This is a genomic window from Pectobacterium zantedeschiae, from assembly GCF_004137795.1.
In the GTDB taxonomy this organism is placed as follows: Bacteria; Pseudomonadota; Gammaproteobacteria; order Enterobacterales; family Enterobacteriaceae; genus Pectobacterium; species Pectobacterium zantedeschiae.
On the sequence record NZ_NWTM01000001.1, the window covers coordinates 410,618 to 423,689 of the forward strand.

Annotated in this window: 12 protein-coding genes; 2 read left to right on the forward strand and 10 right to left on the reverse strand. The window is 53.4% G+C overall.

The features are described from left to right. Position 1: 1 nt before the first annotated feature. The 3 genes from CLR69_RS01880 to CLR69_RS01890 all read right to left on the reverse strand — a co-directional run bounded on the left by CLR69_RS01880 (position 2) and on the right by CLR69_RS01890 (position 3,052). Entirely contained in the window at positions 2 to 1,030 is a 1,029-nt protein-coding gene (locus CLR69_RS01880) for a 2-hydroxyacid dehydrogenase (RefSeq protein ID WP_129711790.1), read from the reverse strand. After that, the gene (locus CLR69_RS01885) at positions 1,027 to 2,574 is read right to left on the reverse strand and encodes an FGGY-family carbohydrate kinase (protein WP_129711789.1); all 1,548 of its coding nucleotides are present in this window, start codon (positions 2,572 to 2,574) and stop codon (positions 1,027 to 1,029) included. The genes CLR69_RS01880 and CLR69_RS01885 overlap by 4 nt, the downstream gene beginning before the upstream one ends. A 172-nt stretch (positions 2,575 to 2,746) precedes the next feature. Next, a complete protein-coding gene (locus CLR69_RS01890) occupies positions 2,747 to 3,052 on the reverse strand; it encodes an ArsR/SmtB family transcription factor (protein WP_165345963.1) in 306 nt (101 codons plus the stop codon). 87 nt (positions 3,053 to 3,139) lie between these two features. Here CLR69_RS01890 and CLR69_RS01895 point away from each other — a divergent pair, with 87 nt between their 5' ends. After that, positions 3,140 to 4,228 carry an NADH:flavin oxidoreductase/NADH oxidase gene (locus CLR69_RS01895; protein ID WP_129711787.1) on the forward strand — a complete coding sequence of 363 codons (1,089 nt, stop codon included), beginning with the start codon at positions 3,140 to 3,142 and terminating at the stop codon, positions 4,226 to 4,228. Between the two features lie 357 nt (positions 4,229 to 4,585). Here the strand turns inward: CLR69_RS01895 and CLR69_RS01900 are convergent, their stop codons facing one another. From CLR69_RS01900 to CLR69_RS01925, 6 genes are all read right to left on the reverse strand, one after another. Then, complete coding sequence (locus CLR69_RS01900) at positions 4,586 to 5,743, reverse strand: trans-sulfuration enzyme family protein (RefSeq protein ID WP_129711786.1); 1,158 nt, start codon at positions 5,741 to 5,743, stop codon at positions 4,586 to 4,588. 43 nt (positions 5,744 to 5,786) lie between these two features. Next, positions 5,787 to 7,154, reverse strand: coding sequence for a pyridoxal-phosphate dependent enzyme (locus tag CLR69_RS01905; protein ID WP_129711785.1), 1,368 nt, complete (start codon positions 7,152 to 7,154; stop codon positions 5,787 to 5,789). A gap of 244 nt (positions 7,155 to 7,398) precedes the next feature. After that, positions 7,399 to 8,316: an aminotransferase class IV gene (locus tag CLR69_RS01910; protein ID WP_129711784.1), complete on the reverse strand. Its 918-nt coding sequence runs from the start codon at positions 8,314 to 8,316 to the stop codon at positions 7,399 to 7,401. 28 nt (positions 8,317 to 8,344) lie between these two features. After that, complete coding sequence (locus CLR69_RS01915) at positions 8,345 to 9,139, reverse strand: amino acid ABC transporter ATP-binding protein (protein ID WP_129705640.1); 795 nt, start codon at positions 9,137 to 9,139, stop codon at positions 8,345 to 8,347. 23 nt (positions 9,140 to 9,162) lie between these two features. Further along, entirely contained in the window at positions 9,163 to 9,828 is a 666-nt protein-coding gene (locus CLR69_RS01920) for an amino acid ABC transporter permease (protein WP_129711783.1), read from the reverse strand. A gap of 8 nt (positions 9,829 to 9,836) precedes the next feature. Continuing rightward, complete coding sequence (locus tag CLR69_RS01925) at positions 9,837 to 10,514, reverse strand: amino acid ABC transporter permease (protein WP_129711782.1); 678 nt, start codon at positions 10,512 to 10,514, stop codon at positions 9,837 to 9,839. A gap of 151 nt (positions 10,515 to 10,665) precedes the next feature. Between CLR69_RS01925 and CLR69_RS01930 the strand changes: the two genes are divergently transcribed. Further along, positions 10,666 to 12,075, forward strand: coding sequence for an MmgE/PrpD family protein (locus CLR69_RS01930; RefSeq protein WP_129712049.1), 1,410 nt, complete (start codon positions 10,666 to 10,668; stop codon positions 12,073 to 12,075). A 35-nt stretch (positions 12,076 to 12,110) separates the two neighbouring features. On the opposite strand, the gene CLR69_RS01935 is transcribed toward CLR69_RS01930, so the two are convergent. After that, positions 12,111 to 12,944 (reverse strand): transporter substrate-binding domain-containing protein, encoded by an 834-nt coding sequence (locus tag CLR69_RS01935; RefSeq protein ID WP_039298539.1) that lies wholly within the window; start codon positions 12,942 to 12,944, stop codon positions 12,111 to 12,113. Between the last annotated feature and the right edge of the window lie 128 nt (positions 12,945 to 13,072).

Consider the following 13,072-nt stretch of genomic DNA (forward strand, 5'->3'; position numbering starts at 1 on the left):
TCTATTTCCATTCGTAAAGCAGCGGTTCACCGTGAATGAACCGTTGTAGATCGGTTGCGATCATGGCGGTGTGTTTCACCAACGTTTCTCGCGTCGCGCCAGCAATATGCGGCGTGAGTACCACGTTATCAAATTCGGTAATGAACGGGTGATGACGCCAAAGTGGTTCGCTGTCGTAAACGTCAAGTGCAGCACCCGCCAGCGATCTTTCACGCAGTGCCGTGATCAGGTCGGCTTCGACAACGACGGCAGCACGAGAGGTATTGATAAGATAGGCGCCAGGGCGCATCGTCCTGAGCCTATCGAGGTTGACCAGCCCCTTGGTTTGCGGCGTGCTATTCAGGTGCAGGCTGACGAAGTCGGATTGCGGAAATAGCTCGTCCAGCGTGACTTTCCGCATGCCCGGCTCATCAATCTCTTCGGCCGCGACATAGGGATCGGCAATCAGCAATTGCATACCAAAGGCACGCGCCAGTTTCCCGACGCGACGGCCAATACTGCCATAGCCGACGAGACCGAGCGTCTTATTACGTAGTTCGCCGCCTTTGAAAACCTCATAAGGACTGTGTTTGTCCACATCCCACACCACATCCTGTCGCAATCCAGCCTGTGTCTGTAAAGCGGCGTCGGTATCGCGTGTGAACTCACCGCGCTTCAGTGCGCTGTGTGCCTGAGGGATGTGGCGGGTGACATTCAGCATCAGTGCCAGCGTCAACTCTGCTGCGGCATCAGCATTGCGTCCGGGCGTATACAGCACGGGGATACCCCGGCTGCGAGCGGCCTCAACATCGATGTTGACCGGGTTGGCACGAGTACAGGCAATAAGCCGCAGATGAGGGCAAGCCTCGATAACGCGGGCGGTAATATCATCATAGCTGGTGATAATGACGTCGGCGTTATCCGCCAGTCGAATCAGCGCTGCTTCGCTGAGTTTTGGGTGACCGATGGCCCAGCCGTCTACCACCAATTCCCCGAGCGTCTGAAAGGCATCAAGGCTGCCGCCGTATTCGGCGGTAAATACAATCTTCATGAGGCAAGACTTTCCTGTGAGCTAGGAGCTGTGTGCGAACGCACCGCGTTGTGACTGTCGAGTGCATTAAGCGCCTGAGCCCGTGCCTGCCAGAGCGGCTGTAGCTGGTCGCGCAGTTGGCGAAAAATCGGAAACAGTATCTGATACTGCTGATGGGCGTCGGCATCGGGGAGAAACGTTGAGGCCTGTGCATTGGCGGAAGGAACCATGTTGGCACTTTCGCCGATGGACAGGGCTGCAAGACGCGCAGCGCCGCATGCGCTCAACTCTTTGACTGAGCTGGCGATCACTCGTCGTCCGGTACAGTCTGCAATGATCTGTAGCCAGATCGCCGAAGCGGCACCTCCACCGGCGATATAGAGATCGCTGTGCGCAGGGTAACCACTGAGCGAATCCGTAATCGCATAGGCCAGTCCCTCGAAGACTGCGCGGAGTAAATCGGTGTTGGTGGTGGACTGCCCGATACCAAAAAATCCCGCTCGCGCCCATGTGCTATAAAACGGCGCACGCTCGCCATTCAGGTAAGGCTGATAAAAAACACCGCCGCTGCCGGGTGGCACGTGGGAAATACGCGCCCCAATCGTCTGAAAGTCGACATCGTTGGCTAGGGTTCTTAACGCCCAATCGATGTTTGGCGTACCAGACTGCATGGCAAACAGGTTGAGATAATGTCCCGGCCAGGCGTGCGCGACAAAGCGGGTTTGCAGACTCACCTGGGTTAAGCCACGACACACAATCCCGGTACAGCAGGTAGTGCCGAGAATAGTAAAAATGTCGCCATCGTGAATGGCTCCGATGCCTAATGCGGCGGCAGACACATCCAACGCGCCTGCACAAACGGGGATGCCAGCGGGTAAACCTGTCAATGCAGCCACGGTGTCGCTAAGCGTTCCGGCAATGTCATCGGGATAAAGTAATGTCGGGAAAAGTGGCCTAATCGCGTGTAAATCCAGCTTGTCTAACACGGTTTTTGACAGCGTCTCGCTGTGTAGATCCAGCAACGACGTACCCGCATCCGTCAATTCCAGATTGGCTTGTCCCGTTAGCCGAAAGCGTACCCAGTCTTTGGCAAAAAAGAAGTAATCGGCGTCGCTTAGCGCGTCGGGCTGGTGTTGTTGCAGCCAGCGTAACTGTTGCGCGCTGTTGCACGGAAGCAGGGGAGAACCGGTTTCAGGAAAAAGTGTCGCTTCCAGATTAGGGCGTTGTTTAAGCTGGTGAACTTGATCTGCCGTTCGGGTATCGCTCCAGAGGATGGCCTGCCGTACGGGTTGCCCGTGGCGATCGCTTAGCCAGACACCTTCGCCCTGTCCGGCTAGTCCAATAGCGCGTACATGACCGTGATGCAACCGAAGTGAGGTTGCCAGTGTTTTCAAGGTTGAAAGCACCCCATCCCACACATGGGACATATTTTGCTCGGCGTAGCCGGGCTGCGGAGAGTAAGTAACGGTATTGGCTGACGCAATCTGAAGTTCGTTGAAATCGGCATCGAATAACACCGATTTGACCTTTGAGGTCCCGATATCAATGCCAATGTAGTAATCCATCCACGCAGCCTCATAAAACCCGTATCAGCATCAGAGTAATGGAAAAATGGCGGTCGCTATATTCATAGAAGTGCAAAGCAAAGCATCAATGTTGGAATGGCGGAGCATGTTGAAGGGAGGGCGTGTGTAATGAATATGTAATGGCGGAAAGGCCGCCATTGACGGGATAACGTTACTCGACAGGTTGAGACAGAATCGCGTCGAGCAGGCCGGGGAAGCGCTGCTGCATTTCGCTGCGGCGCAGCCGATTGATGTGTGTGGTGCCGCTGTTGGTGGTATGCAGCAAACCCGAATCGCGTAAAACGCGAAAATGGTGCGACACGCTGGATTTCGGGCGACCGCCATCAAGTTCGCTACACGTTGCTTCTTCTTGTACGGATAAACAACGCACAATGTTTAAGCGTAACGGATCGCTCAAGGCGTATAGGACGCGCTCAAGAGTAAATTCTTCAGGGGACGGGTGTTTAAAAGGTCTCATAGACGAATTATAGCGATAGGGTTGTCTAAAATCCATTGTTCGATTAATATCGAATTATCGAAATTAACAGATGAAATAGGAAATGTTATGTCCGCACTATTCCAGCCCTTCAAACTGAAAGATATTACGCTACGTAACCGCATTGCCGTTCCGCCGATGTGTACCTATTCCGCGACCGATGGTCTGATCAACGAATGGCATGAAGTGCATTATGCGTCGCTGGCGCGCGGTGGAGCAGGGTTAGTTATCGTTGAAGCGACGGCTGTCGCTCCCGAAGGTCGCATTTCTCCGCGCTGTACCGGAATTTGGAACGATGAGCAGGCGCAGGCGTTTGCCAAGGTCGCCAAATCTATTAAGGATGCGGGCTCTGTACCGGGTATTCAGATTGCGCACGCCGGACGTAAAGCCAGCGCCAATATTCCCTGGGAAGGCGATGACCATATCCCCGAAGGTGACTCGCGCGGTTGGCAGACGATTGCCCCTTCCGCAGTGCCTTTCGGTGCGAATTTGCCTAAACAGCCGCAGGAAATGACGCTGGAAGATATCGCCCGCGTGCGTGATGACTTTGTCGCTGCCGCTCGTCGTGCGTTGGACGCTGGGTTTGAATGGCTGGAACTGCACTTTGCTCACGGCTATCTGGCACAGAGTTTCTTCTCCGTACACTCCAACAAACGTAACGATCAGTACGGCGGCAGTTTTGACAACCGTAGCCGTTTTCTGCTGGAAACGCTGGCTGCCGTTCGCGACGTCTGGCCACAACACTTGCCGTTGACTGCCCGTTTCGGCGTGATTGAATTTGACGGCCGCGATGAAGAAACGCTGCAAGAATCCATCGAACTGACGCGCCGCTTCAAAGCCGCAGGGTTGGATATGCTGAGCGTTAGCATTGGTTTCTCTACGCCGGAAGCTAATATTCCGTGGGCTCCAGCCTTTATGGGACCGATTGCTCAACAGGTGCGTGAACAGGCCGATCTCCCTGTGTCTTCCGCGTGGGGCTTCGGGACGCCGGAATTGGCTGAGCAGGCCGTAGCATCGGGTCAGTTGGATCTGGTGATGGTAGGGAAAGCACATTTGGCGAATCCGCACTGGAGCTATCAAGCTGCCCGCGAACTGGGTATTGAACGCGCTTCATGGACGCTGCCAACACCATACGCCCACTGGCTGGAACGCTATTAAGTACGGCTAACGAAGTAGAGGCTATGTTGCTGGCTAATGCCGCCGACAAACCTAACCTAAATCGTATTGTTCATGGTATTTCCCAGCATGACGTAAAAAATCATGCTGAGGTGAGCATGAACGCCGAGTGAGCGACAGGACGTCGCTGGCGGCTCGAAAAACGAGCATGGGCATCGAGGGAACCGCGTTAGCGGCATAATTCCCGTTAAAAGCCTGGGTTCTTAGGGCGCTGGCGACTGAGCGCCCTAAGTCGGGTGTTGCATCAATGCCACAGAAAAATTCTGCTGCCTATCACGCACGAAACCCTCTCGTTTTCTTGCATTGAAATGTGTTCTGCATAGGCCAGACTGCGTGTAGTCAGCTTATGTTTCTCACATTTAGCGCCTGATACAGGTCATCAATCAAGTCCTGCGTATTTTCAATACCTACCGATAAACGCAACAACTGCGGCGTGATCCCTTTTTGCAACCTCTTCTCCAGTGGTACGGAGGCGTGGGTCATGGAATAGGGCTGGCTAATCAGGCTTTCCACACCACCCAAACTTTCTGCCAGGGTGAATAAGCGCGTGCGTTTAATAACCTCACGGGCATAATTCTCATCGCCCTTCAACCGTACAGAGATCATGCCGCCAAAACTGCGCATCTGCTGCTGTGCTAATGCATACTGCGGATGGCTTGGTAACCCCGGATAGTAAACCTGCTCAACCTGCGGCTGGAGTTCTAGCCAGTGTGCTAACTCAAATGCGCTCTGGCTATGGCGTTCAATCCGTAGCGCTAGCGTGCGGATACCGCGCAGCGTCAGGAAACTGCTAAATGGGTCGAGCACGCCGCCGATGGCATTTTGCAGATAGGCGAGTTGTGATGCGAGTTCACTGTTCTTGCCGACAACCGCTAGCCCGGCAATCACGTCTGAATGACCGTTCAGGTATTTGGTTGCTGAATGCACGACGATATCAAATCCGACATCCAGCGGGCGTTGAATTGCTGGTGAAGCGAAAGTGTTATCCGCCACGCTAATGAGCTGGTGTTTTTTGGCTAACGTAGCGATGGCGGCTAGATCGGCCAGTTTTAGTAATGGATTGGTCGGTGTTTCCACCCAGATCATTCTGGTCTGCGGCGTAATGGCATTTTCCAGTGCGGTAAGATCGGCGGGGTCAACGTAGGTCACTTGTAATCCAGCCGTGCGCTTGCGAACATTTTCCAACAGACGCCAAGTGCCGCCATAGAGATCGTCCACGGCCACGATATGGCTACCATGATCGAGCAGTTCCAATAGTGTAGAGCTGGCTGCCAGGCCGGAGGCGAAAGCGAAGCCTCGGCTACCGCCTTCCAACTCGGCAATCGCTGCTTCTAGCGCATCACGCGTTGGGTTGCCGCTGCGTGAATATTCATAGCCAGTATGTTCACCCGGCGCGGGTTGGGCAAAGGTTGATGTTGCGTAAATCGCTGGCATGACGGCACCGGTGCTGTCCGGGGTATAGCCTGCGTGAACGGTTTGGGTATCAAATTGAGGCATATTTTACATCCTGAGTAATAAGAAAGGGGAGGTAAGCTGCGTATCAGCGGAGTGTTTGCCGCCAGTGATTCAGCACATCCGTGCGTGTTATTAAACCGAGAAAACGATCGCCATCAAGAATCACAGCGACAAACCCCCGGTCAAAAATTGCCAGCAGCGCATGCGCTGAAGCCTCTTTTGGCAGCGTTTCAACCTGATCGGACATCGCCTCGCGAGCCGTTAGTGAAAAATGCTGGGTATCGTTTTTTAAACTGTTGAGTAGATCCCACTCGTCAATAACGCCGACGACGCGATCGTTGTCCAATACGGGCAGTTGGGAGATGTCGTACAACCGCATACGGGCGTGTACTACGCTGAGTGTGTCATCAGGCGATACCGAAACCGTTGCCCCTTCATCGTGACGATAAGTAATGAGGTCGCGCAAGTCGCCATGTGGCGGGCGTGTAATGAGGCCTTTCTCGATCATCCAATAATCGTTAAACATCTTGGACAAGTATTTATTACCGCTGTCACACACGAAAGTGACGACTCGCTTGGGTTCAGTTTGTGCCCGACAGTAACGCAGGGCTGCAGCCAGTAACGTGCCGCTGGAAGATCCCGCCAGCACGCCTTCTGTGCGCAGTAGTTCGCGAGCGGTGTGAAAGGATTCGGCGTCATCAATCGCGTAGGCGTGGGTAACCTGAGTAAAATCAGCCAGTGCGGGTATAAAATCTTCGCCAATCCCCTCTACCAGCCAGCTTCCCGCCTCACCATATTCACCGTTCTGTAGATAGTCGGCCAGAATTGATCCGGCAGGATCGGCCAATATAAAGGCTGTTTGGGGGGATACGTCAGCAAAATAGCGGGTTAACCCGCCTAGCGTGCCGCCGGAACCGACGCCGACGGCAACAGCGTCAATACGTTCTTCCATCTGTTGCCACAGTTCGGGGCCAGTTGTACTGTAGTGCGCCTCCAAATTAGCTGGATTATTAAACTGATCGATGTAGTACGCATCAGGCGTTTCTTCTGCCAGTCGACGGGCATAATCTTGATAGTAGTCAGGATGACCTTTGGCTACATCAGAGCGCGTGAGCCTAACTTCGGCGCCGAGTGCCCGCAGGTGAAAGATTTTCTCGCGGCTCATTTTGTCCGGCACGACCAGAATCAGGTGATAGCCTTTCAGCGCGGCGACCAACGCCAGTCCGAGTCCGGTATTGCCCGCGGTGGCTTCAACGATAGTGCCACCCGGTTTTAGCCAACCCTGACGCTCTGCGTTTTCAATCATGGATAGCGCTACACGATCTTTAATCGATCCGCCGGGATTCTGGTTTTCCAGTTTGACGAACAGTTGGCACGGACCGGTATCAAACTGGGTTAGCTCTAACAACGGCGTATGACCAATGAAGTCGAGAACGGATTTAGCGCGTTTCATAGCATTTCACTCTGTGGGAAAGGGGGGATGCCACATAGTAGATCTGCTGCAAATCGAAAATGAACGAAGTAAATCACCAAAGAATATGCAATTAATTGATATAATATTCTGATTGGCCGTAAGGATGTGTAGAGGCGTAGCAGTGCGGGTGTATAGACTGCCGATATGGCGACTTACCCTGCTATTGACTGAGGCACCTTGCGGTGCCTCGGTTGACGTGAGTTGGAAAAATCTAAGGTGGGACTTACTGCGCGTGCAGATACGCCTCATACCAGCGGCTGAGCTGTTCGGTAACTGGGCGATGTTCGGCGCTAAACGGTCGGCCATCCAGTGCTTTTACCGGGGTGATACCTGCCAGCGTACCAGTAACAAAGGCTTCATCGGCGGTAAGCGCTTCTGCCAGCGTAAAATCCTGAGTCTTGACCGTGAGTCCGTTGGCGTGAGCGAGATCGATAAGGGTCTGTCGGGTAATGCCGTTAAAGCAGTAACGTCCCGATGACGTCCACAGCTCACCGTGGCGCACGATAAAAAAGTTGGTGGAGTTACAACTGGCGACAAAGCCGTGCGGATCCAGCATCAACGCTTCGTCGGCACCGGCCTGTAATGCCTGTAGTAGCGCTTGAATCAGATTAAGTCGGCTGTGCGAATTGAGCCGCAGATCGAAGACGTCCGGTGTGCTGGTGCGGTAGGTGGAAGTAAATAACGTCAGTCCGCGCTTTTTCGCCTCTGTATCGACGACCTTGTATTCTGCGACGCAAACGATAGTGGCACCACCGATGATGAAACGGGGATCCTGATTCGGCGTATGCTTTTTCCCACGGGTAATCATCAGGCGAATATGTGCGCCATCGGTCATACCGTTGACGGCTAATGTCTTATAGAGAATGTCGGTCAGCGCCTCTCTACTATGGCCGATAGCCAACTGAATAGCGGCGGCACCTTCAAACAGGCGATCCAGATGGGCATCCAGCGCGATCAAGCGGCCGTTAACCAGACGCAACCCTTCCCATACGCCGTCACCGCACACATAGCCAGAATCAAAGATCGACACTACCGCGTTGTCGCGATGAACAAATTCCCCATTCACATACACCTGTACGTCGTTGTTGCGCGGATCTTGCAAATAGGCCTGACTACTTTGGCTGGATAACGTCGGTTGCATTGTGCTGTTCCTGAATGTGAATGATGAATTAAAAGGCCCGCTCGGCAAAACGGGCAAGAAAAGCCTGTGTACGCGGCTGTTGCGGATTTTTGAGCACCTGTTCGGCGCTGCCCATTTCATGAATCACGCCATTTTCGATAAACACGACGCGGTCGGCGAAGTGATAGGCAAACCCCAGCTCATGGGTAACTAACAGAAGGGTACGACCTTCGTCCGCTAACGCTCGAATGGTGTGCAGCACTTCGCCCACCAGTTCTGGATCCAGTGACGATGTCGGCTCATCGAACAGCATAATTTCTGGCGACATTGCCAGCGCACGGGCTATCGCCACCCGCTGTTGCTGGCCGCCGGACAGGCTGCTGGGGCGAGCGTCTTGCTTATTGCTTAGCCCAACCTTTTCCAACTGGGCTTTGGCGATGATATCCGCCTCATGTCGCGGCATTTTTTTCACCGATACCAGCGCTTCACGCACATTTTCCAGCACGGTGAGATGGGGAAACAGATTGAATTGCTGAAACACCATTCCTACGCGTTCTCGCACGGCGCAAAGCTGTTTCTCCGGGTAGCCGCGCTGGCCTTTGGCATCTGTTTTTCCCAAAACCACACCATCCAGTTCGATGGTGCCCGCGCTGGGAATTTCCATGAAATTCAGGCAGCGCAGTAGGGTACTTTTCCCCGACCCGCTGCCGCCGATGATGGCAATTTTTTCACCTCGGCGGACATCCAGATCGATACCTTTTAGTACCTCAACGGCACCGAAGCGCTTTTGGAGTCCGCGAATACGCAAAATGCTATTTTGATTCAAAGTAGTATCTTCACTCATAAAAAACCTGTGTCGCTGTCAGGCTAAGGGGTTGAACGGAAACGGCGTTCAAGTCGTGCGGCAAGGTAGCTCCCCGGCCAGATCAAAACGAAATAGAGCAGTGCGACCACCGTCAGGATTTCCAGTGGACGATAATAGGTGCTGCTCAGCAGCCGCCCTTGATACATCAGTTCGTTGACGGCCAGTATGGAGGCCAGCGAGGTGACCTTGGCCAGCTCGATCATCCGGTTGGTCAAGGCTGGCAGCATATTGCGTAATACCTGGGGTAAAACTACGCGCCGCAGGATCACCGTGTGCTGCATGCCCAACGCTTTTGCGCCTTCCCACTGTCCGTGGTCGATGGATTGCAGTCCGGCACGGAAAATTTCGGTACAGTACGCGGCGCTATACAGCGTCAGAGCCAGCGCCGCAGCGGCAAAGGTACTAAACTGCACACCGACCAGAACCGGGAAGGCGTAATAAAACCAGATCAGTTGGATCAGGACAGGAGTATTACGGAATATTTCGACAAAGAGTCTGGCGGGTAATGACAGCCAACGCTTTCCAAACACGCGCAGAATGCCAAAAATCAACCCCAGCACGGTTCCCAGCACACCCGCCAACAGCCATAGTTCGAGCGTAACGCCAAGGCCTTTCAGCAACAGCGGAATGTTGTCCCAGACCAGTGAGAAATCCCATTGATAGTGCATGATGTTCCTTACGTGAGCCGACGGTCTGCCAGCGACAGCCGTTTCTCAATGTGTTGACTGAACAGACTAATTAGCAGCAGCAGGGTGAAATACATCACGGCGACTAGGCTGTAGACCTCAAGTGGTCGGTAGGTTTGGCTATTTAGCTGCATCGCCTGATAAAGCAGTTCGCTATAGGCCAGTGAGGAAGCCAGCGATGTGGATTTGATGAGTTCAAACGAACGCTCAATAAAAGGCGGGATCATCCTGCGCAAGGCCTGCGGCAGAATGACTCGGCGCAATGCTGTCGATTGTGGCATACCCAGCGCTTTTGCCCCTTCCCATTGCCCTGGGTGAATAGAGGAAATCGCCCCACGGTAGACTTCGGCATAGAAGGCACCGGATTGTGCTGACAGTGCGATGACGGCTGCAGTGAACGGCGAAAATGTTAAGGGCGTAATAACGGGCAGGGCGTAGTAAATCCAGAAAAAATGCACAATCGCGGGTGTATTACGATAGAAGCCAATCAACATCACGGCGGGTAGGCGCAATAACAACCGAGGCGACATTTTCATCGCGGCGAGCACCATGCCTGCCAGCATCCCGATCAGGATGCTGGTGGCACCGATCTTTATCGTTCCCCATAGCCCCTCCAACAGCAACTGGTGGTAAGGCCAGATGGCGGAAAAATCCCACTGATACGACATAAATAAAGCGCCCCTGGAAACAACGTCATTAGGAAACAGATTTCTTATTTTGTTAGAACCTATGCATCTTAGCAGGTCGAAAAAATGATAAATAAATAATAAAACGTGGTGTTAATATTCCTTTTTTTTATAAAAGAATGGCGGTATGCCGATGTCTCACCTTGCTGCATTACCTCTAACGTTGCGTCTGGCGACCTTTGCGTGTCGATTGACGATTCAGGACATTCCTGTCGCATTAAGAAGAAAAATCGCGCTGCATTTTATCGATAGCCTGGGTTGTGGTATTGCAGGTGCAAAGAGTCAGGTGGTGCAGGATTGCGCACGCGTCACCCGCCTGCACTATGCTACGGGCGATAGACCAATATTGGATGGCAGCGCGCCGCTGGCGGCTATTGGCGCGGCGTTTTTGAATGCAACAGCGATCAATGCGCTGGATTACGATGACGGATATGAAGTTGCCGGACGCGGCATGGGGCATCCCGGTGCCTCGCTGGTTGCCGCCGCGCTGGCGGCGCTGGGATCGCGTCCGATCGACGGCGAGACGTTAATCTGTGCGCTGGCCGCGGCGTATGAAATCAATGGCCGGATCATCCAATCTCAGCAACCGAGCCCGGCGCGTTTTCAGCAGGTTTATGGCGTGTGCCAGCACGAATCGGTGGGTGCGGCGGTGGCCTACGGATTACTGGTGGGGTGTGATGCTGAAGGATTAGAGAATGCTATCGGCTTGGCGGCATCATTGACGCCATTGCCCAGCTTGCATAAATACAACTGGCAGCAGCGACCGCTGGTTTCCTTTAAGGATTACAACGCGGCAGCCGCAGAAGCAGGCGTCCGTGGTGTCGAGCTGCACCTCGGCGGGATTATCGGTCCAAGAGATGTGCTATCAGGCGAGCAGGGATTCTGGCGCATGATGGGATCCGATCGTTTTGATGAGACAATCTTGTTGGCCGGGTTGGGAGAGCAGTGGGCGCTCCAGCACGCCAGCTTCAAAGCGTATCCGGCCTGTCGCTGGATACATACTGCACTGGAATCTTTCGAACGCGTCCAGCACGAGCTGGCGTTAGCGCCGCAGGACATCGACGTTATTCGGGTCAAAGGTAGCCAGAGGTTGGCCGCTGACTTTATGGATAGACGGCCACAAAATGAAACGGATGCGCAGTTCAGCCTACCGTTTGCGCTGGCCTGTCTTGCCTACCGCATTCCGCGCCATCGCTGGAGTACGGACGATACGTTAACCAATTCTGCACTTCTGGTGCTGGCCGATAAGGTTCACGTTGAGGTGTCCCCCGAGCTTGATCAGCTTATGGCGCAGGCGCGCCGTCCGGTATTGCAGGTTGACGTCGTCACGCGAGGAAACGTTGTGGTAGGTGAACGCATTGCCTTTCCGCTAGGCTGTGCGGAACACCCGCTGACGGAAAGTCGCATTATGGAGAAATGTGCGGAAAATCTATCGTCACGGCGTGCTCCTGCTGATATTGCGCAGGTGATGGCGGCGCTATCTGAGCTTGATAAATGCAAGGATGTGGCCGCACTGGTTACGTCGCTGGTGTCGGTGTCCTGAATCCGTTCAGGACAGTTCTGTTATCCGATCCTGATTTATTTCCAGTCTTCTTTAATGACTGACGGTACTTTACTCACGTCCACGCCGCGCAGTTTGAGCGCCTGTTCATAGTAGTGCTGCGTCTTACCGGACTTATACAGCTTGGCAAACTCGTCATTCAGGAAGTTGTGGAAGGTCTGGTCGGCTTCTTTACGGATTGCGCCGCTGGTGCTGACCTCAATAATCGGCTTCGGCAGAATCAAATTGCCTTTGCCGACTTTAGCTTGTTGCAGTGCCAGAGCCGGATGGAAGTATGACAGCGCATCGACACGACCAGCATAAAATGCGGCTACGCCCTCATCCATATTCGGGAAGCGTACCAGCTGTGCCTTGGGCAGACGTTTGGTCAGAATCAGATCCGGGCTGGAGCCTAGTGTGACGCCGATCTTAACATCTTCACGATTGAGATCGTCCCAGTTGGTGACGGCAATGCCGTCGCGAATCAATACCCCTTGTGCATACCAAAAGAAAGGCTGCTCAGGAAAATCGACCGCTTTTTTCCGCTCTTCCGTTGGGTCGAGCACCAGCATGGTATCGATCTGACCCGTTTGTAAGGCGGCAATGGCATTACCCCAAGTGGTTTCTACCGTCACCAATTTCACACCAAGATCGTTGGCTAACTCTTTGCCGATGTTATAGCCGATGCCGTCCCATTCTCCGGTCGAGGGATTTTTAAAATACCAAGGCTCACCCTGTGCTACGCCGATGCGTAATTCACCGGTCTGTTTGATGTGTTGCCACGTTGATGGCTGTGTTTCCGCAGCCTGACTGAAAAAGGAGGCGCTAACCAGCGTCATCGCCATGAATACCTGGTGAAGAGAACGTTTCATTATAATTACCCTGATGATTGAGTTTTAATCGAGGCGATATATTTCGCTCATGCAGAGTAGCGAAATACTTATAGCGAAATTAGTCTTTTTAGCCTTATCTCATTCCAGATAAATATAAGTATTGTTCA